Here is a 20,650-nt window from a genome sequence, read left to right on the forward strand (position 1 = left end):
GGCCCATAAGCGTCCGTCGCGACTAAACCATCTAGCGAGACCAACCCTCGCCACCCCTAATGCCGTGTTGAGAAAAGTCCTGAAGCAATTGCTTATGGCTCAACCGAGACGGAATCCTGATGACCTGCATATACGCTTGATACAAAAAAAAGGGAATCAAGGCCAGTCCGAGCCCATACGTTGCAATGGCGACAATGCATCCGGCAGGGATTGCGGCAATCCCAATCAGAACTCCCCACCAGAAGCCCCTGCGGGACAAGTTGCGAACCTCATCAAGATCATATTCGACAGTACCGTTTTGGGCTTCAAACGCTACCAATACCACTGCAGAACCATGAACGTTTTTTACATACCAAGTTCTCGAAACGTCCTGTGCAAACGCACCTCGGCGTTCAAGGTATTTTGGAATGATTAGATTCTTAAAATAAATGTTCTTACCAGACAGATCCAAAAGACGAACTTTTTTGTAAAGACGCGCATAGTCGTCAGCTGAGCTGGACTCGAAATTCTTAACAGTGACAGTTACTTTCTTCAGCTCTGACATCCTGGCTTTCCTTTGTGTCTACCCTGTACATAAAGCAATTTAAGTCTTAATTGCGCCTCAGCACGACCCCGTGAGGGAGCGCCACCACGGGCCTTGGCGGCCCTTGCAGGCATGTTGCTGAAACGCCGTTCTGTGCCGCATGCCAGGAGCTAACCGTGAAGGCAACGTAATGCCCATACGACTTAATATATAGATTTGTTCGGGCGCAGGCAAACGAGGCATACCGTCTCCTTTTGAGAAGACCTAATGTCGATTCAAACTGGTTTCGCCGCCGCGCTACGCGTCATCCGCCAGGCCAAAGGTTTGACGCAGAAGGATCTCAGCGGGACGGTGGCTGCGTCGCATATCAGCCAACTGGAAAGCGGGAAGACCACTCCGACGCTCAAGGTGGCAGCAGACCTAGCCTATATGCTCGATCTTTCCCCTTCCGCTCTGATAGCCGTTGCCACAGCTTCTGACTCTCAGGACTCACCCAAGACTGTGCTGATGCAGGCAATCAAAGAATTGGAAGTTCTTGGGTTGGCTGATCAGATTCCACCGGCGTCTGCAGAGACCGTAGATAGCACACACCCAACGAGCATTCGCGCTGCCGCTACGCGTGCGAATGTGCAGAAGCTCAAAAGTCAGGGGCTGACGCAGGTTGAGGCAGCGAAAGAACTGGGGCTTCCAAGATCCACCGTTCAGCGGCATTGGCATGAGCTTTGAGCAAGATGTGGGGCTGAGGTGATTTCGGGCATGCTGACAGCCGCCAGATCTGACGCTATTTGCTAGTTACCAAAGCCGTTGTCTATGCGGCGTATCAAATCCATGACTTCTTGAGTATCGGCCTCTGTTGGGCGCATGTTGTCTAGCGCTCGCGATGGGGTGGTCAGCCATTTTTTCGCGTGAGTGGCGTTACCGAAAACACCAATAGCTGCAGTCAGTACATTCTGGTCAATCTGATACACGGATTCGTCCAGTATGTCGTCTCGGTTTTCTGCAAGGCCCTGCTCACTCTCATGAGACCGGACGACAGCGTCAGCTATGGCGTTTTCTAAGACAGCGGAGAGGTTCAGATCCAATTCCACTGCTCTGTCCAGTAGGTCACCGTTGACGAAAAGATTGAGTGCCTGTTTGGGGGCATTTGGATCGTAGCCGAGAGGCATGGCTTATCTCCTATATTGCGCAGAACGAATGGATTTTCTTGCTCAAAGCCTGCAAAGCCCCGGAATTGAACGCCTAGCTTGCCATTAGAACTCCCCGTTCGTTACGAGTCATATTCCTGCCTATAGCTCAACACCCAAGTCCATCCCCAGAGTAGTCGTCATTGATCGTCGCCATGCGTGACTACACTCGATGATGGACGACACCCGACGGTATTTTTGGAGCGCAACCATGCAGGACAGCATCACACCAGCCACCATCTACTCAGCCTCAAACCCGCGTTTCGCAGGGCGCTTCCCGGACTCCCAGCATGACGAGCTTTGGCTCGCTGACATTAAGGCTTGCGAGCCTGGAGGTGCATGTCGGGTTTTCAAGAATATATTGTTTGTGGAGTCTCAGGAGACGGCTTACCTCTACGGCCTGGAACATGAAGATGGTCGGCCCAAGGCGCTCAAAGCAGAGGTGGCAGACCCACAGCAACTTTTCGTCGAGTTTGTGCGAGAGCAGACTGAGCTCACATTGGCCAGGATGGGACTGCTCGCCCCCGTCTTCGATGGAGCAGAGTATGCCTGCCAGGCTAGGGTCACGGCGGCTTACATGATCCGCCGCGAAAATCTGCGGTACTTGGCCTTCGGCTACCGCAATCGCGACGGCGATTACGTCAGAGAGAAACTTGAAGACCCTGAGGACTGGCTCGATAACGCACGGGCTATCCGGCCTTTTGACCAGCTGGACACGTCCCGGGCGTAAGTTGGGGACATGGTGCGATGGGGTGTCCGAGGTGGATGCCACTCTGGAGCCGGAGAGCTTGCAGTTTTAAACTGCTATTGCCCCTCCTACTCCATCTTGACAACCCTGGGACGGCCATGACTACCGTCCTTTTAACTATCCTGCGGATGATGCCATCTGAACGCGATGCAGTTCGAGGGCCCTCGATCCTCTAGAAGGTTTCATGCCCCTCGATATGACAGCTGGCCTTATTGGACGCACGAACCTTTTCAGTCCACGTAATGTGCCAGTAGCAAGAAGTTATTGTACGGGTGATCGCAACATAGGCTATCCGCAGACTCAACCAATCAAACCTTTGAAGGCATAACTCAACATTCGGAAGCCGAGCCTGCTATACATTGGCTCCACCGGGCGTTCAGAGAATGTTACTGAAAGTCGCACCATGAATCCGGCAGGCATGTCCCAAGGCGCACACAAGGAGTGAACATGGCTTTCAAGATCCCCAACACAGGTACTTCTGTACCTGACTCGCCGGATAAACTTTTCCGGGAGCTACCTCGGAGAAAATTTCCTGACGTCTTGCCTCATCAGGCCCAGATGATGCAAGCCTATGCTGCAAAAGCTGTCAACGCCGAGGACGTAGCATTGCAGCTACCTACAGGTAGCGGAAAGACCTTGGTGGGGCTACTAATCGCAGAGTGGCGCCGTCGAAAGTACAGGGAACGCGTAATCTACCTCTGCCCTACTAAGCAACTGGTCTATCAGGTAGCCGAGGAAGCAGAGAAAAAATACGGCCTTTCGGTGTCAACTTTTGTGGGCAGCAAGAGAGATTTCACCCCTGCATCCAAAACGGATTACCTCCAAGCGCAAAAAATCGCAGTCACCACCTATTCAGCTTTATTCAATACAAATCCATTCTTCAATCAAGCCGACATCATCTTTGTCGACGATGCACACGCCAGTGAAAACTATATCGCGCATCTATGGACGCTGCGCGTTAACCGCCTCGAAGGCCGGTACGCAGGATTGCATCAAGCTCTTTGCAATGCTTTCGCACCCTATCTGACCGCCACAGACCTCTCGCGCTTGAGCGGCATCTGGGAGGACGTGGTAGACCGTAACTGGGTAGAGAAAATTGCTACGCCTACGGTGGTAAAGCTTACACCCCAGATCATTGAAATTCTGGATGTCCATACCCAGGGCACCGACCTAGCCTATTCCTGGTCACTGATCCGTAGCCACCTTGACGCCTGCCACGTCTACCTATCTTCTCAGGAGATAATGATCAGGCCTCTTCTGCCACCTACATTCTCTCACCCCGCATTTGGCCACGCTAAGCAACGTATATACATGTCCGCAACCCTAGGTGCGGGAGGAGACCTGGAACGGCTTACTGGCCGCAAAAAAATCATGCGTCTCCCTGCACCTGACGGTTGGGACACCCAAGGTGTTGGCCGCCGCTTCTTCATTTTTCCACAGATGTCCCTTACCGCAGAAGAGACTGTACAGCTTAGATGTGAGCTGATGCGGCGAGCTAGTCGCAGCGTTGTACTTGTACCGAGCGATAAAGCAGCCGCGCAGGTTGCCGAGGAAGTTAATAAAAACCTCAAATTTAGAGTATTCCACGCAACGGATATCGAAGAATCTAAGGCTGACTTCACGCTGGCTAAAAAAGCGGTAGCCGTCGTTGCAAACCGATATGACGGGATCGACTTCGCCGGGGATGAATGCCGCCTACTATTCATTGAAGGCCTTCCCAAAGCGATGAATGCCCAAGAGCGATTCCTGATGACCCGGATGGCTGCTAACGCGCTCTATAACGAACGAATCCAGACCAGGGTGGTTCAGGCTATCGGGAGATGTACCCGCTCCCTTGAAGACTATTCCGCCGTGGTAGTTTCCGGCGATGAGCTACCAGACTATCTGGCAGACTTGCGCCGCCGACCATTTTTCCACCCGGAACTCCAGGCAGAAATCAGCTTTGGGGCAGAGCAGTCCCGAGGCACTGAGCTTGCCGACATAATCGAGAATTTTGAAATTTTCCTAGCAAACGGCAGGGACTGGGAACAGGTCAACCGATTGATCCTTGATGAGCGCGATCGCACTCAACAGACGTTCTTGCCAGCGATCGCAGAGTTGGAGAGTGCCGTTGGAGCTGAAATCGATTACCAGACTGCGCTTTGGAACCATAATTATGAAGAGGCAGTAGGCGCCGCTGAGCGCGTTTTAGGGATCCTAACCTCTGCTGATCTGCGAGGTTACCGAGCGCTTTGGAACTACCTTGCTGGTTCAGCGTGCTACCTCGGAGCGCAGGCTGGCAACTCCTCAATGGCAGCAAAGTCACGACAGTATTTCAGCGATGCGCATAAGTGCGCTCCCACTATCCCATGGCTCACAACGTTTGCTCGCCGTGAGGTCAGTGAATCAGTCAATGTTCAGGAAGATGATATTGCTCTTCAACGCCAGGTCGAGCGATTGGGCGCTGAACTGACTCGACTGGGCGCCACCCATGATCGTGATTTTGCCAAGCTAGAGATGTCCATTCTAGATGGGCTTCGGCATCCCGATACGTTCGAGCAAGCGCAAAAAGACCTTGGGGGGCTTTTAGGCTTCAATGCAGGAAAGGTTGAAAGTGACGGCTCGCCAGATCCATGGTGGATTTGTGATACGAAGTGCATTGTCTTCGAGGACTACGTCAACACCACCGACGGAACGTTGCACGTGAACAAAGCAAGGCAAGCTACCTCACACCCAGACTGGATGCGAGCAAACGTCAGCGAATCCTCAGAGTGCGAATTCCTCACAGTACTAGTTACCCCTGCGACCAAGATCAGCCACGCGGCACTGGTTCATTCTGCTGGCTTGCTGTATTGGGAACTCGGTAATTTTTGCAATTTTGCAGCGCATGCTCTCCAAGTCGTGCGCAAGCTCAGATCAAGCTTCTTTGAGCAGGGTGACTTAGTCTGGCAAGCACAGGCGATGGACGTACTGAAGCAGCAGGCGGTCGACTTCGCGTCTATCTGCCGGCATGTCCAAGCCACCCCGGTCGAGCAGCACATGCAAGCCGTTTAGCCCAGCGGAAATTAACCATACGGGAGCAGGCAAAGCACCTCTCGTATGGTCATTCCCGCCTTTGAAGTAAAACAGGCTTGCGAGACTGCTCTCCACCCACCACCACTCAGACAAAGGCCATTAAAGAAGGCTTCTTCAAGACGTATACCAATCAGCGGTTAACTCTGACGCTGGCCGTGAAATCGCAGATCGCCAAGGTCTGACTCGATCGCCCAGTTTTGCACCATTTGTTTAACACTTGACCCGTAGGCCAGCCCCCCTTCACTACCAGTGAAATGGTCTCCCGGGCCGTCGACAGACAAGGTTCGACACCGAGCCGTCTAAGAGTCAACGCAGTCTTTTAAGGAATTGCCATGAGTAACAGAGAATTCATTTATCGACATCAGACCGCCGCTCCGTGGAGCAAAACCGATGGCGCCTCTTTACGCCTGCCCGTGGCAGATGACGCGGAGGCGTTGGCAGTATCGTTCGTATACTGGCCTAAGGGCCAATCCGATGGATCTGCGCATGATCCAGGTGGTTTGATTTTCGAGATCTGTGAGTGGTGCAAGGTCTTGTCCCCTGACGGCGAGAAGCAATGGGATGTGAAATTTAGAAAAGCGATCGATGTCTCTGGATCCGTCAGCGGTTTGTTCAAAAACAATGAGAACGTAGGTTTAGCTCGCGGAGTGAGGGAGCTATTCAGCATGAATACTCCCATTGAAGTCGAAGGTTTTGTCGCAGAGACAAAGGGAGAGCCCTATCTAACGATCAAGGGAGCCAAAGACTCTATGGCCCGGTTCTATGGCATAGATGCTACTGCCATCACCGTCACCCTCCAAGAATAGCCACCAGTTGGCCTACGGGCTCCCGCGTGGGCCATAGCGAGCGTGCGGAAAGCGAGCCATTGAGGTGCTTTCGCCCCTACAATCCCAGCATACAATCAACACAGAGGCGGTGAAGCGTAATGGCACGCAGGTGGTTGAAGCAGGAACGCCGGACGAAAGAAGAGCTTTTCGATGCCCTGGTGCGAAACGCCCTGGGCTTCGTGAATAGCTCTATCGACCATCTCCAAAACAAACCCAAGAATGCCATCGTCGATCTGTACACGGCGGTCGAGCTGTTCCTGAAAGCCCGGCTCATGAAGGAGCACTGGACACTCATGCTTTCAAAGCCTGAGACCGGAGATCTCCAAAACTTAGCCGTTGGTGACTTTCTCTCCGTTTACCTTGATGACGCCCTTAACCGAATCCCGTCCATTCTTGGCGAGAAAATCGACAAGAACGCCTCTGACAACTTCAAGGCACTGGGCGAGCACCGAAATCAGATTGTCCATTTCGCACATTCAGGTATGGATAATCCGAGCAAGACACAGGCCGGCGTGATTGCCGAGGCATGGGCATCTTGGCACTACCTGCATGCGCTTCTGACCGGGTTATGGGACGGCGTGTTTCAACCCTATGCAGTGGAGCTACAAGTGCTCAACCAGCGCATGATGCGCCAGGGCGAATTCATCAAAACCCGATTCGAAATTCTGAAGCCTCAAATCGAGATCCAAGAGAAGAAAGGTAAAAAAATCACTCCCTGCGGCCATTGCCACATGCCCGCCGCTATTGTTGGCGAGACCCACTCATGGGGTACTGACTACACCTGCATGGTGTGTGGGGTCGATGACACCGCTGTGGAAGAGTGCCAGGCAGAATTGCCCTGCCCGAGCTGCAACGCGCCATTCAAATTCTTCCAGAAAGATTTGCATGCTTGCCCGAACTGCGGCCACGTAGCTGATACCGACATCCTGATCGACCTCTGCTCTAAACACTTTGCCGAGGGAGACGACTGGTGCGAAGAAGGTCAGCTGCACATCGCATCCTGCCACAAGTGTGAACACCCTGAACCATCGGTATTTTTCATCGAAGGAATGTGGAGCTGTGTATCGTGCTTTGACCGGGGCTGGAAGGCGATTATGTGCGAACGATGCGATGAATTCGTCACAGGCGACGTGGAAAGAATTCAATACTTCGCCTGCCACAAATGTGAGCACCAAGTCAGGGAGCAGATGTTGCGCATGGTTGAGACCAGTGAGAGCGTTAGCCGAGCTGAGGGCAGCGAGGAGCCTGCGCCAATGGCTAAGGAATGATGGCAATGGTTGTGCACGCCCGATAACTCATTTACGGAATACTCAGCCATACAGGATGAGATAGGTGATCTCAGACAAACGACTAGGATCGCCTGGCGTCCGTAATCCAAAACCGTGTTGATGATCTGTATGTAATAACCACCGTGTCCATCTCGGCTGCGCCATGAGCGATTGCGTATCTTAGGTCTCCCCCATGACAGAAATTTACACCTTGGATCAGAACTACTTCCGCTCGGAGGAGCTGAAGCAATTAATTGAAGATAGGCCCAAGGCCAAGTTTTTAATTCCGGACGCTGCACTCCTCGAAATGTGCAAAGGCCCCCAATGGCGGGAAACCATGCGCGGATCACTGGGCGCCCTGTCGTCTATTCCCGGTCGAGTGTCGGTTTCGCTATCTGTCGGCGTTGCGTTTCAAATGGAGTGCGCCGAGCTGAAAAGCATGGAAGGACGCTTGGTCGACAAAGCTTTCACCAAGGTCATTCGACTGGCGATGAACGATTTGAAAGCAGGCTCTGACTCACCTGCCGGGCTAGGCCTCATCGCTGCACATATCGAGGAAATTCAGCCAGATATTGAAAAGCACGAGCTGAATCATGTCAAAAACCAAGAAGAGTTCTTGAAAAGAGACGGCCTGCTGAAAACTGTTCTCGGGCCGACGGCATCCAAAGAACTACGGCAAACCCCACCGAATGAGCATCGCCTTGGGGCCATTTATTCAATGGCCTTTGAGTGTGCGACAGTATTTCTCAGGAAAAAAGGATTTTCGGACGTCCGCATCAAAAAGTTTCTGAAAAATAAGCCACTGGTTCTGAGGTATTTCATATCTTGCTTTTGGCACAATATGGAATGGGTCAGCAAGGGTGGGATCGACAGTCGCCCCGGCGCTCGCATAACAAACGACCTTATTGATCAAGATTACGTAATTATGGCTTCATTCTTTGGTAAGCTAATGACTAAGGACACCCCGGTCGCAAGAGCCTATTCGGAAATGAAACAGCTCTTGGCCATACAGACAGCAATCTGACCATAAACGCATGTCAATTCAGAATTGAGTTAGTGTCAAACTTCACTATCTAGCCAACACTAACCATTTAAAATCCGGGAAATTCAAAATCAGCCGCTGTGTTAATGTTTTAAAAACTGCTACTTAACTCAGCTGCGCTCAGGACTCGCTTGATTGAACCAAGACTCAAAGCTTCGATGTCCAAATTTTTCCCTCCATGCAGCAGCATTTGAGCTGGCAGGTCGCAGGTCAGATTCAGGTGCGGTGCTCGCAGCAGCCTGCTTAGCAGGGGTTGGAGCCCGGGTTTCGCTTTTCAAATCCCTCACACCAGCTAGCTCCTTTCGAATTGCCCGGGGCACATCGGGACGGCCCAGTACGATCTCCAACATGCGCTCCCTAGAAATGCCATATTCGTCCAAGAGCGCGTTGCATTTCCTTTCGAACTCCAGCTCCCGAACGAGCTCTCCATCCTGAAGCATATGCTCTTTCTGTTTTTCCAACATACGCAATAACTCAGTCAGACGAGCGAACTCTTGAAGACAGCCCATATCAGCCTCTACTCACTTAACAGATGGGTTAACTCTACCGCCATCCCCCAATAAAATGTCAGGTACTCACCATTTTTGTGAGCCGGCCAACATTCGGTCGATGGTACTAGGTTGAAGGGGCGCGAATTATGTTCGAACCAAGAGTTCGCCGCAACAATATAAGGCTAAACCGAACTTTAAATGGAAGCAGGATCGCCTTGATTAAAATCTTCAACTAAGGATGGTAAAATCAATGGGGAGGCTGGAATACTGAGTTACTGAAAGGTTGATCAGGACGGCTAAGCCACCAGACTTCATAGATGACATGGGCTGATCGCGACCGTCAATTCAGAATTGGACAGATGAGACCTCGATCAAGGCCCCTCGGCTCATCAAATGGCTTCCCAATTCTGAATGCCACAGATCTGCGAGAAGCGCCTGGATCGGCCTCACTTGCCCATGCATATAACCACACATAGACTATGGCTATGCATCAAGCCACACCGCGTAGCCATTCGACGCACGCATCCCTCGGCTAAATCAGCCGATAGTCACGATGCAAAACGCCAAGCTCATCAAGCCCTCGCGCAAGCATCTGACTGTACCCTTGGCGATCATGGATGAACGGAGAAAAGAGGCTGTGGCCTAGCCACTCTTCGAAGCCATTTTGAGCCACGTTTGCCAACGCTATGCCCACCGAGCGCACGTCTTCGAATCGCCCATGCTGCAGGTCATCTTTGTTCAGGTTATCGTGGACGTATTCGGTTTGATCACGGAGCGACGACCAGCGTTTAAACGAAGCGCGCCTAACTTGGCACGGAACGCAACGGCCACAATGTTTATAGCCGAACCGCTGGAAGCGTCCACAACTGGTGGATGTCACGGCATGCTGTTTGAGCAAATCCTGATTTTTGCAGCCCACCATCATTTCGCCTTTCGTGAGCAAGGCATAGGGGTTGCGAATCTGAACGTTGATGCCAGCAGCATCAAAAATCTGTTGTAGCCGCCCCAAGTATTCAGGATGCGCAGTGCGAGTGCTCAGGCTACCGATCCGGGATATGGTCAGCGGTGGATTGATGGCGATGAATCCGTTCTCGCAGATATACAGCGGAACGGTCTCACCACGATGGTAGCGATCGAGCGAGGTCGCTACGGCTAGGCCAAATGCCAAAAATACGATCGAGCGAGCGCGCTGGGACGGCTCTTGCTGCCCGGGCGATCTGGCCACGTGGTTGAGACCGATCCGGTTCAACCCAAGGCTCTGAGCAAACAGATCCTGCTTCTCGCCATCGCCTCTGACAATCTGGCTCACTGCGTAGGGTTTTATCCCCTGTTCGACTAGGTCAATTGCACCAATCAAGCTGTCTAGACCGCCAGAGAGCAGCACCACCGAATCTTCAACAGGATGCAGAGCCTGCATCTGTGCAGGTGGCCCAAAACCACCAGGATGAAATGCCAGCGTCCATTGATCCGTTGTGAGAAAGCGCAACGCCGCCTCCAAGGCACGAGCCTGGGCGTTCCAAAACACCGGATCTTGCACAGCAATCTCAAGACTGATCTGCCGAGTCCAGGCGTCGGCACTCTTTGCTCTCAAATCAGTGAAGTCAGCAGCCACCACCGAAAGCGCGATACTCAGAAAGTCCCAGGCTTGAGGGCTGATTTCCAAATGGGCTTTGTCCAGCAGTTCACGGGCATAGCCACCGACGCTGACCTGTCCATCTTCAGCTTTGCCGTAGATCACTACTTGCATGGCGCCGTCCATACCCGGCACCGTGAATCCAGCTGGGCCGCACACAAACCTCATTCTACGTACCCCTCAAACACTTCAAAGGTGTCCTGCAGCGCCTGGGTGACCACCTGAGAAATCCTTGCGGTAGTCAAAGGCGTTCTAGCGGTTGCGATCTTGCGGAACGAAGCGCTCACGCATTCTTTGATGTAGTCCTTGATCTCCTTCAAGCGACGCATTGCGACCGATGCTGAAGGCGCCTTTTCCTGGATGGTCTTGCACATATCGAGCTCGTACCGATGGAACACGTCCATCGCTGTGAAACGCTCAATCGCAAAAGCCCGCTGCTCAGCTGACAGGTTGAGCAGATCAGCATCTGGGTAGCGCACCAAAACATCGGACAGCGACCCACGAATCGAAGCACGCTCGGCCTCTGCATCTTGAGTACCGTCTACTGGGCGGACTGCTTCAACCAGCGCATCCATCACTTCGGAGGCGGAGCGACCTTGCAGAAGGGCACGGTCAAGTACACCAGGGCCAGCTTGCTGGCTGCCATCCGCGACCGACTCAAGCGCGCTGCCGAAGGCCCCGGCGATTGACGCGGTGCCTCCAAAGCGTGCCGTGGTGGTTTTTGATCCACCATACCCATGGCGCACATATTCCCGCAGGCTCTTGCGCAAGCTATTGCGATTACCACTGTTTGCGAAGTCACCCAGCCCTCGCCGAGCTCCCTTGAATCGCGCAGGAGGGGCTAAGGTTGAAGGTGCCTGGGGTACCTGCCTTGGGTCTTCGGGTTGGTCATTACCATCCTCGGTCTCGTCCTTGTCTGGCTCAGGTGGCCCGTCATCCTGTGGATCCTCCGGTGGCTCGGGCGGCTTTGGCGGCACGGGCGGCGGCAACGGCGGCAGCGGAGGAGTCCAAGGTGGTACGTACGGTAGGCCCTTGCCAGGCGGATCGTTATTTTGTGACGTTCCCATCGAACTTCCTTATCGCAGCCTTCACCGGCCCACTGACTTCAGCCGTCATCCAGAATTCGTAGACCGACTTCACCCAAGCCTCGTCCGTCAGTTTTGGCACAATGCTCGGCTGTATTTGTGCCGGCGGACGTGCCTTCAGGAACGCCGCCAGGCGGAGCCCCTGCTGTGCATCTAGGCGCCCGACCACGAGCAACGCCTCCAGGATGTCCGGTACGCCCCACTCTTGCTCAGCACCCGCTTTATCCAGCAAACGATCCATCACGACGTTGATATCGACAGGCGCTATGAGAGCCAGCCGATCCTTGAGCTGCTCAGCCATGTCAGGGGTAGCAAGCAGTGCCGTAAGCAACTCGGCAGCCTCTGAAGACAATCGGTCTTCGTCTGTAATGATCGGAGCGTGCTCACGACTGACGTAGATAGCACCCCGCAAATCTTTGTCTGCCAATGCTGGAGGCAGAGCGAGCCACTCTTTGACGAAAGGAAGATCCCAGGGCTGCTGGAGTGTCAGGGCCTTACCCAACTTCCCATCCGCTTCCCACTCGCCAAGCAGCACGGGCTTGCCGTCCTTGTGTGAGGCCACAGCCTTCATCAGCTCTTCGTACGCTTTGGGGTTACCGCTACGCTCGAACAGCATAAGTTTGAGTAGCACCGCTTCGTCGACACCCACCCCTTGAGCCCGAGAGATGCTCATCCGGATGGACAGGGCGTTGAGAAATCGCTTGATGAGTCGCGGGTTTCCCTGGATACCAGAAGCGGACGTCATTACTGCAGCCAGGCGCTCAGCGGTATCAAACTTGCCGATCAGGTCTGTGGGGTAATCGTCGTACAAGGTCTGCATGAACGCGCGATCCACCCGGTTGCCCTGCCAGGTTGTCCGAAGCTGTCCGCGCACCTTGACTCGAATTTCTTCGACGACCTCTTTGGGCAGCGTACTGTTCTCTAGGAACAGCATCATCATGTACGCCCTGACCTCCTGGGTGCCCAAGGGAGGGACACGAATCGGCACCTGAATCAGTTTGTCGAAATAGCTGGTCACCAAGACATCATCGGGCACTCCGCTAAAGTGCTTGCGCACCGCGTGCTTGATCATCTCGTTGTCCGCAGCGATCACAAACGCCGTGTTGCGCAGGAACAGGAAGAGACGAATGGCTTCCAGGGTTGAGATCGTGGTCTCCGGCAGGCAGCGATCCAGGTCGTCGATCAACACGACCAGGGTGACCCCCAGCTCTTCCAGGATGGCCTCGAAGTTATCCCTGAGTGCCTGAATCTCCTTCGGCGGAGACTTTTTGGCTGGTGTACTATTCCATAGCTTACCGGCCTCATCCTTGGCTTTTTCGGCGGTGTCGTGCAATGCCTCAATGGCATCCTGATCAACCTGCCCAGATCGAACTCGGTCAATAAGGCCGATGATCTCGCCCAGCAGGCCCGGCGCGGGTACTCCGGTAGCAAAAGACAAGGCGGTGCTGCCAGCGAGCTTCGCGGCCCGGAGCCAATTCACCCGCGAAAGCAGCTCAGATGCCTTATCTAGTCCTTTCGCGCGCTTCTTAGCCTCGGTCTCCAGACGCGTGGCGATCACGTCCATCAGGGCAGCACGGGCGTCATCGTAGCCTTGATAGAGCCAGGCGTTGAACTCGACGAATACAAAGTCCTTTTTTGGTTTCTCTTCGCCTTGGGGAGGATCTTTCAGCGACGCCTGGATCAACTTGATCATGGACGACTTGCCCGCGCCCCAAGCGCCGGATACGCCGATGGAAATCGGACGACCATCGGCCTGGTAGACGATCTCGGCGACCGTGTCAGCGACCCCAGAAAAATTGAGGAAGTCTGTTTCCGTCTCGTTATCTACCCACATGGCAACCCCTCCCTGGACGTCTTCAGCATGAAAGCTTTCCGAGTGAAAGTTGTCAGCGTGAAGCAATGGCAACGACGCGCCATAGTAGCCTTGCGCTGGGCCAGTGGCCACCACCTACAGGTGCACTGAGATGAGGAAATGTTTCGTTACATGACGGTTAATCAGGAAAGGGTCGCGCCCTCCCCTACTAGATCCCCAAATCACCAGCAAAGTACATGTCCCGAAGATAGTCAGGTAGCTCCTGATTCAGAGCAAGCCGAAAAGCGGCCCAGGTAAGTTCATGCCAAATCAGGTTTTGGATAGCCAAGGTACCCGCGAGCTCGGACAACTCCTCCCCTGCTGCGGGCTCAACAGCAATGAGCGCGCCCTCCGGCAGAATGTCTCGAAGAAGCTGAATGACACCGGATGGATAGCGGCCATTGCCTTCCAGGTCTGCGATTGGGGAAAAGAGGAAGCATGCCCAGTCTTGCCGCTTTTCGATGACTGGCACGAGCTTGCTCCGTAACTCCTCGCGGCTGAAGCTAGAGGCTACCGTCCACCAAATCACCTCCGCGTCCTCGACCTCCAAGCCTTCAGGCGGCGTCTCCAGATAATTTTCATACTGGTCGCACACTACGATCTCAGGTCGGGGGATCGGTTGGCCGGGCTGCCAGGCACAGAGGGGTAGACGGGCTTTAGGGGACGCTTCGTTCTCCCGATTGTCCCGGGCTTGCTGTACATCATCGGTGTGGAGCATAGAGAGGCCTTAAATTTGCGAACAGCGGACGCCAATTGCCAGGCTGTATCCCGTGTCTGTTTGGCGATTCACTGAGAGAGCGAGGTGGGGCTAACGGGCAGCGAGGCGTACAGACGCGCGGATGGTCGACCTCATGGCCGACAGCACGGGCTAAATCGCTCTCCTGTTCGGCGGATGGACACCCACCAACAATCATCAGGAGTTTCATATGGTGGCAGTGTGAAATCAAGAAACGAAAGATGAGATTGGGGAGTGGAAGGCTGATGACCATACCCGCTTGCTCAGGAGTGGTTGTGCTTAGGGTTAGTATTTTGGGGGGTGTTGAGCGTTAGCTTTATAGAGTTGAAGAGGACGAGGAGAGGAAAACGTAAACCCTAAAAAGCCTGAATTTATTGGGTTTCAGGCAGGTATGGAGCTGGAATAAGGCACGTTAAGCGAGATAAATGGGGCTTTTGGGTTTACCTTTGATTTTTTTGCATTATCAGAGGCCTAGGGGGTTTACTTTTTCGAAATGACCAGTGCTATAATGGAATCAAGCAACAACCTTCCGATTCCAGAAGCCCTTGCGTAGCGGGGCTTCTAGGCAAGAAATGTATTTTCGAGGAGGTCGAGATGGCAAACCATTTTGGGTTGACGTTCTCTTCCAACAGAAAATAACATCGCGGTAAAACGGTCGCAAATCACCACAGCACCCCGTGCCAGGGCCGGGCGAATCACTTCGGCCAAATGCTGGGCGCGGGCGGCAAACACCAACAGCAGCTCAGTGTCCGGGTTCATCTGTTCTTCACCCGTTGCCAGCAACACTTCACGAATGCGCTCGGCCAGCGGCGTACCGCCGGGCTCACGGGTCAACAGCACCTCGATGCCTTCAGCGCGCAAACGCTCGGCCAGGTAATCGCGGTTGGTGCTTTTGCCCCCGCCAAATATATCTCGCGCCACCAATGTAAACCCAAGAGAAACTTGAATTTGCACCAACATAAATCTTAAAAAACCTAATAAATTCAAGGCTAAAACCTTATGCAACGCAGCTAAATTCGTTCACTTATTTAAAAACAGGTCAACCCAACCAAAAAATGGGCTTCATCACGGTGAAAATGTAAACCTGGTTTCTCAGTGCTGCCCAAAAAAGTGAATTTCGATGACTCCTCGATGAGTCAAAATGTAAACCCGAGGAACAGGCGCTTGATTCTATATCTTTGAGCTCTACCTGTCTGGCTCGATGCAAACCACTATTTAAGCTAGCACCTAGAGCGACAGAGGCATCAAAGCCCAGGACTGAAGCCTGCGCTGGGCTATGCAGGTCACAGCTGCCATAGCAGATACCACGTTTGAACGCACCAGAGGGCGCTACGCGACTTGGTCGATTAACCGCCCCAACATAACTAGCAGAAGCTTCGTGTGAAACCACCTTTGTCCTGTCAATTTAGCCTAAGCCGACCACATCTATGAGGCGGCTGACACGTCTATCGACGAAGCGATACAGAAGCGCCCCCTCAAATACCCCACCCAGTCTTTTCGAAGCTAAATCACCCCAGGATAATATGTATACCCTTCATAAGCAGTCATACCCCCAGACATCCTAATAAGCTATTTCCAACCGACACCTGCAATCCTCCGTTTAAACGAAAGGCTCCCCAAAACAAAAAAACACCCATATATCACGAACCACTAATTACCAATGAATTGACATTTAAACCTGACGAAAAGCACTATTATAAAACACTCATCACAGGATATTTTAAGAATACCGTTAACCAACTTAACGCACCCGAGACAAGACAAAAAACTTGACTAAATACCCCATATATATTTCAGCAATAGAACGAAAGAGCGCCACAAACAGCGAGCATGCACTAGCCCGCTAAGCAAGCTCGCGATTTCATTTTCAATGATTTGGAATACCTATGATTTATTCGCCCTTTTTGCATACGGAGTCCCTGGGCTCAATTACCTTCGCTCAAGATGAAACACAATACTTGATATTTTCGACTCCGCAGTCACACACCCCGTCGCTCGGCTTTCGCAAATCGGTAGGACTACAACGATTTGCAGTTCTCTGGAATGGCGAATTCGACTCAAAAGTAATTACCATTATCGAGGAAGCGCTGATTGCCAGGATGCTTTCCCCAATTAAGGTTTTACAAATTGACAATGGGCGATTAGATATTGTTATTGATCAAGATCTGAACAAAGAAAAGCTAAGGGCTTTTGTATTTGCACTGGAAGCCCTCGTAAGAAAAATCTCCGAGAAAAAATGGATACTGGTGGTTTGCTCAGACAACCTAAAGTCCACGGATCCAGAAAACGCAAGCGTACTGGAAAGATACAACAACCCAATCATAAGGTCAGCTGAAATTGGAATCTTGGACTACTCACCCGAGCTGCCCCTCATGAATGCGAAACTTCCACTTGAGCCAATCCCCGGAAGCAAAACATGCAGTGGTTTATAGATCTTCTACGGTGGCTGTGCAAAGTTCAAAGGTCAGAGTGAGAAGTAAGGCGCGAGCGGGGGGCATCGCTCAACGTTGAAAATATTACCCATCGTCATGCCGGCTTCACTTAACATATGAATTTACCATCATTGTTAAATACAAAGTTAAACGGTTTGTCGCTCAGAAAACTTTAGCGGATATGAAAATAATTATGACAACTTTTCCGCGATGACATGGGTGTTCGTGGAATTCTCTGTGCGCGCCCTTTGGGACGGCTGTCGTGAACCGAGCCGCTTAACGCGTCTCGGCCCGGAGGGCTTCCATCCTCGCGCCTCGGCCTGACGGCCTGCGCGCTCCGCTTGCTAACTGCACCGATCAGTGCGGTGACTTATTGACTTCAGCGCGAGAAGTTCGGGCAAAAATTTCCTGCACTTTTTGAGACGAGAAACTTAAGTTGGCTGGCGGTAACTATCGAAACCACGAGCCATTTTGCGCTCAAATCAAATTAAATCAACCGAATCACCACCCGCCTCATTCCGTACGAGTTGCACACTTACAGTTGCACCGCATTGTTGCGCCACTCCAATCTCCACCAACATAATTTAAACATGATGCGGATAAATATCGGATGACCTTATGGAAACTAAAGATCTTGAGTCATTAAATACTGAGCTTTTAGCAACCTTTGGGTGGCGGATTGAGGTAGCAGATCAGGAAAGTCAATATGAGCCAGATGGAAAGCATCTGAAACTTTTCCGCGTCGAGCACCCTGGCCAACCTAACAGCAAGAAAACTTACTTAGGCCCGATGCCCATTGAGATGCCTGACTTTGCCATTCGCAACGCTGGGTGGCTGTGCCACGACTACTACCTTCTGGGGTACAAGCAAGGGCGTCGAGACGAGGGCAGATTCCGTCGCAAAAAAAGCTCTCACCGGTGAAGACGCCCGCCACATACTAAACCGGATAGCTCCGAGAGCTAATTCGGGCTTCGTGCAACCATTTGAGTTGCCAAGCTGATTTACCGCTGGCAGGATTTTGGATCAATTCTGCTGGAGCTTCTAATGTTTAAAGCGATGCACCCAACCCTGTCTGAAGCCATCACTATCAATGACTACATTCATCTGAAGCGGTCGAAACCGTCAACGGGCCCTGCACGTTGTCCGGCATGCAATCAGCCGTTGTCAGAAAAAGCAGTTAACGATCCTGATCCTGCAGTGAAGGCTCATTTTGCTCATGTGCGAAACCCTAAGGCACCCAAATGCCCTATCAAGGCTGAGGGAGCCATTCGATACTCCGTACTAACGGCGAATTTTCCGGATACTCAAGCAGCAGCGGATCTCCGATCGAGCTTCTTCAAAAACTGGACGTACCACTGGCACCAGTTCAAAAAATACGTCCGCACGGCGGATATCAAGGATTTTACTTCGGCTCTTCGGGAGATCGATAACAATGGGGTTTGGAAGTACCAGAATATCCAGGAGCACGAGGTAATTATTGCCATGCTTGCCACTAGGGACTTCAAGCCCACGAAGAATAGTGATGGCAAAGTTCTCAGATCACGCTGGGTGCGTTTTTGGTTCCGAAGTCATGTGACATCTCTTCAGCAGTTTTGGAATATAGGGGCGGGTCAGAAAGATCTTATTCGTGCGGAATATGATCTCTCGGAAAGGGCCACTAAGATTAAGGAGGATAAGTTTCTGGATTTCAAGGTGGTGACAGTAGACAGTACCTTTCTCTCGAATCAGGATTTTTCTGAGGCACCGCGCTTTGTACACGTTGTGATGTCTGAGCGCTTCCCTAATATGGTTGCCCCTCCAGAGCCCCTCGAAGAGAAAAAATAAGCGGGTATCCATCTGCACATTCGTCCGCCATTTCGAATGTTACGAACATCCTTGGCTCATCCAATTTCATCTTGATGCTGGTTGGATTAGCCTGGGTCGGGTACGAAATCTGACATTGCTGGCGCCATGCAGGTTGCTATTCTGGGCCTAGGGGGTAGAAAGTGAGCCGTCTCGACTTAGACCGCTCAGTGTGGCCGCCGGCCGAATCCGCCTTCACCACGGAGGTGCTCTTCGACGAACTCGATCGACGAATCCAGCTCGTACTGTATCTCTTCGAAGACTGAGTCGAGTCCAGGATGACTGCCTGATGCTCGTAGCTCAGCCACCAACTGAGAAAGCTCTCGCCCCGTGGCCATAGGCATCTGGACATTACAGTAGACGGTGTCCTTGGTGTCTCGAGTCATAGAGCCTCCTGTTTGCTCCCGATGATAGCTCACCGTAATGGGAAGTCGTATTCGTGGGGACTGGGGCGCCCAAGGTACGGCAGTCATGCACCAAGCCGCCTGACTGCGTCTCGGCCCTGCGGGTTTCCATCCTCGCCTCTACGGCTATGCCTGCGCGCTCCTCTTGCCGATTGGATCAGATACCACACCACCGTCGCTGATGAGCTTGTAACGCTGGACTTAGAGACCCTTGACAATGGAAGATGGCCTTGCGCCACATGCCTTGCAAAGAGGCATTCCTTGGCCAATCCAACTGTTTACTCAAGGACTGCACAGTGATCAGAGCAATGATGTCCCTCGACTTGAAGAATGCCTCGACGGCCCAGCGGAATGACTTCGACGCCAGCCTCAAGGAACAGGGATGGGTCAAACTAAGTGGTGTCGATACTGTGTGGTGTGGCCGATTCAGCCAAATTGCTAACAACGAGGATGGTATCAAGGACGTTCGCGACCGCATTATTCGCGCGGTGAAGAAGGCTGCAGCAGGAGGCAAAATTGAGCAGGTTAAGTACGTCGTACAGATTTCAAACGAGGCCGCGATCGGCCGAATCGTCTGGAAAAAGGGAGGCGAGTACGTACATGGCCATTACGATCCCTACACCGCCGAAGTTGAATAATTGGCAACTTAACCAATGAACTCACAAGCTAACGCTTCGCGCCCGATTCGCACTCATCGCCGCCAACATCCCGGCATGAAAGCTTTTGAGAAATACGCTGAGCGTATCAAGCTCGATGATCTCGAGTCCTTGGCGCGCCGACAGATGTGGCCAGCAATGGTGAGGCGGATCCAGGCAGTGTTTGATGAGATAGAGCACTCACCGCTCGCTGGTCATTTCGGCTCTTTGTATTTGCATCCGGTCGTTCCAGACGCTTACCGGCATTTGCCTGAAGGCCAGTACCTTGCCCAATTGCAGTTGACGTGTGGTACCCGGCGGCTAGGTCTCGATACGTTGGAAAAAAGCGAATACCCCCCTCAAGGCGCTGCCAAAACTCTTCTCGAAAAAGACGCTGCATTGTGGTTCAACCAATCTCCTTCGGGAGCTGTCACAGTTTTCATGGCGCCATATAGTTCAGCAGTCCTGAAAATGAACGAAGAGAACATCATTCTGGGAATGTACTCGAGCCCTGAGAAGCTGACCGATAAACGAATAAGAGAGCTGTTATCCACGTTCTTCAGGTATCTCTCCATTACTAGCGCTCACCACCAGCAGAGCGTGATGGACTACAGCTGGCGGCTACGGCTGATTTACAAAGATGCCAGGACGAAAAAACACGAAGGTTTCTTCAAAACGATAGAGCGGCTTCTCATGGCTGCCGGCGCAGCAGCCTGTATTTGGGTGATATTCCCATCCACCCCAACTTCTGGGGCTAATACGAGCACTGCGCAAGCTCAGCATCAACCCATCGACATGGGCCCTCAAAATGCCAAAGTATCCACTCAGCCTAAATACCTCTGTGCGAGCACTTGGCTGGAACTTGCGCAGCCTCGGAAGGAGAGTGCCCCTCCC

Annotated in this window: 18 protein-coding genes and 1 pseudogene; 11 read left to right on the forward strand and 8 right to left on the reverse strand. The window is 52.5% G+C overall.

Annotated elements, in window-relative coordinates:
* Window positions 1-31: 31 nt before the first annotated feature.
* Window positions 32-544 carry a hypothetical protein gene (locus GIW48_RS08875; protein WP_115984105.1) on the reverse strand — a complete coding sequence of 171 codons (513 nt, stop codon included), beginning with the start codon at window positions 542-544 and terminating at the stop codon, window positions 32-34.
* A gap of 246 nt (window positions 545-790) precedes the next feature.
* Between GIW48_RS08875 and GIW48_RS08880 the strand changes: the two genes are divergently transcribed.
* A complete protein-coding gene (locus GIW48_RS08880) occupies window positions 791-1,249 on the forward strand; it encodes a helix-turn-helix domain-containing protein (RefSeq protein ID WP_115984106.1) in 459 nt (152 codons plus the stop codon).
* Window positions 1,250-1,311: 62 nt separating this feature from the next.
* Here the strand turns inward: GIW48_RS08880 and GIW48_RS08885 are convergent, their stop codons facing one another.
* Window positions 1,312-1,689: a type II toxin-antitoxin system CcdA family antitoxin gene (locus tag GIW48_RS08885; protein ID WP_236461882.1), complete on the reverse strand. Its 378-nt coding sequence runs from the start codon at window positions 1,687-1,689 to the stop codon at window positions 1,312-1,314.
* A gap of 229 nt (window positions 1,690-1,918) precedes the next feature.
* Here GIW48_RS08885 and GIW48_RS08890 point away from each other — a divergent pair, with 229 nt between their 5' ends.
* The 5 genes from GIW48_RS08890 to GIW48_RS08910 all read left to right on the forward strand — a co-directional run bounded on the left by GIW48_RS08890 (window position 1,919) and on the right by GIW48_RS08910 (window position 8,628).
* Window positions 1,919-2,437, forward strand: coding sequence for a hypothetical protein (locus GIW48_RS08890; RefSeq protein ID WP_236461885.1), 519 nt, complete (start codon window positions 1,919-1,921; stop codon window positions 2,435-2,437).
* 465 nt (window positions 2,438-2,902) lie between these two features.
* Complete coding sequence (locus tag GIW48_RS08895; RefSeq protein WP_236461889.1) at window positions 2,903-5,488, forward strand: DEAD/DEAH box helicase; 2,586 nt, start codon at window positions 2,903-2,905, stop codon at window positions 5,486-5,488.
* Window positions 5,489-5,841: 353 nt separating this feature from the next.
* A complete protein-coding gene (locus GIW48_RS08900) occupies window positions 5,842-6,315 on the forward strand; it encodes a hypothetical protein (RefSeq protein WP_236461892.1) in 474 nt (157 codons plus the stop codon).
* A 134-nt stretch (window positions 6,316-6,449) separates the two neighbouring features.
* Window positions 6,450-7,604, forward strand: a complete 1,155-nt coding sequence (locus GIW48_RS08905; protein WP_236461894.1) for a hypothetical protein — start codon at window positions 6,450-6,452, stop codon at window positions 7,602-7,604.
* A 193-nt stretch (window positions 7,605-7,797) separates the two neighbouring features.
* Entirely contained in the window at window positions 7,798-8,628 is an 831-nt protein-coding gene (locus GIW48_RS08910) for a hypothetical protein (protein ID WP_236461897.1), read from the forward strand.
* Window positions 8,629-9,669: 1,041 nt separating this feature from the next.
* Here the strand turns inward: GIW48_RS08910 and qatC are convergent.
* From qatC to tmk, 5 genes and pseudogenes are all read right to left on the reverse strand, one after another.
* Window positions 9,670-10,938: a Qat anti-phage system QueC-like protein QatC gene (gene qatC / locus GIW48_RS08915; RefSeq protein WP_115984114.1), complete on the reverse strand. Its 1,269-nt coding sequence runs from the start codon at window positions 10,936-10,938 to the stop codon at window positions 9,670-9,672.
* Window positions 10,935-11,540 (reverse strand): Qat anti-phage system associated protein QatB, encoded by a 606-nt coding sequence (qatB, locus tag GIW48_RS08920; protein WP_236461904.1) that lies wholly within the window; start codon window positions 11,538-11,540, stop codon window positions 10,935-10,937. The genes qatC and qatB overlap by 4 nt, the downstream gene beginning before the upstream one ends.
* 277 nt (window positions 11,541-11,817) lie before the next feature.
* Window positions 11,818-13,689, reverse strand: a complete 1,872-nt coding sequence (locus tag GIW48_RS08925) for a KAP family P-loop NTPase fold protein (protein ID WP_115984116.1) — start codon at window positions 13,687-13,689, stop codon at window positions 11,818-11,820.
* A gap of 187 nt (window positions 13,690-13,876) precedes the next feature.
* Window positions 13,877-14,425: a hypothetical protein gene (locus GIW48_RS08930; protein WP_236461908.1), complete on the reverse strand. Its 549-nt coding sequence runs from the start codon at window positions 14,423-14,425 to the stop codon at window positions 13,877-13,879.
* A 663-nt stretch (window positions 14,426-15,088) separates the two neighbouring features.
* Window positions 15,089-15,403: pseudogene (tmk, locus tag GIW48_RS08935) on the reverse strand (dTMP kinase); the annotation flags it as partial.
* A gap of 926 nt (window positions 15,404-16,329) precedes the next feature.
* Between tmk and GIW48_RS08940 the strand changes: the two are divergent.
* From GIW48_RS08940 to GIW48_RS08950, 3 genes are all read left to right on the forward strand, one after another.
* Complete coding sequence (locus GIW48_RS08940; RefSeq protein WP_236461911.1) at window positions 16,330-16,875, forward strand: hypothetical protein; 546 nt, start codon at window positions 16,330-16,332, stop codon at window positions 16,873-16,875.
* Window positions 16,876-17,493: 618 nt separating this feature from the next.
* Entirely contained in the window at window positions 17,494-17,796 is a 303-nt protein-coding gene (locus tag GIW48_RS08945; RefSeq protein WP_181643195.1) for a hypothetical protein, read from the forward strand.
* 123 nt (window positions 17,797-17,919) lie between these two features.
* Window positions 17,920-18,699: a hypothetical protein gene (locus tag GIW48_RS08950; protein ID WP_181643194.1), complete on the forward strand. Its 780-nt coding sequence runs from the start codon at window positions 17,920-17,922 to the stop codon at window positions 18,697-18,699.
* Between the two features lie 185 nt (window positions 18,700-18,884).
* On the opposite strand, the gene GIW48_RS08955 is transcribed toward GIW48_RS08950, so the two are convergent.
* The gene (locus GIW48_RS08955) at window positions 18,885-19,103 is read right to left on the reverse strand and encodes a hypothetical protein (RefSeq protein WP_236461915.1); all 219 of its coding nucleotides are present in this window, start codon (window positions 19,101-19,103) and stop codon (window positions 18,885-18,887) included.
* A 329-nt stretch (window positions 19,104-19,432) separates the two neighbouring features.
* Here GIW48_RS08955 and GIW48_RS08960 point away from each other — a divergent pair, with 329 nt between their 5' ends.
* Both GIW48_RS08960 and GIW48_RS08965 read left to right on the forward strand, forming a co-directional pair.
* Window positions 19,433-19,759: a hypothetical protein gene (locus tag GIW48_RS08960; RefSeq protein WP_236461917.1), complete on the forward strand. Its 327-nt coding sequence runs from the start codon at window positions 19,433-19,435 to the stop codon at window positions 19,757-19,759.
* Between the two features lie 75 nt (window positions 19,760-19,834).
* Window positions 19,835-20,650: hypothetical protein (locus tag GIW48_RS08965; RefSeq protein WP_236490668.1), on the forward strand; the 816-nt coding region annotated here is incomplete at its 3' end.

Source organism: Pseudomonas sp. PA-6-3C, assembly GCF_021605825.1.
GTDB classification, from domain to species: Bacteria; Pseudomonadota; Gammaproteobacteria; order Pseudomonadales; family Pseudomonadaceae; genus Aquipseudomonas; species Aquipseudomonas edaphica.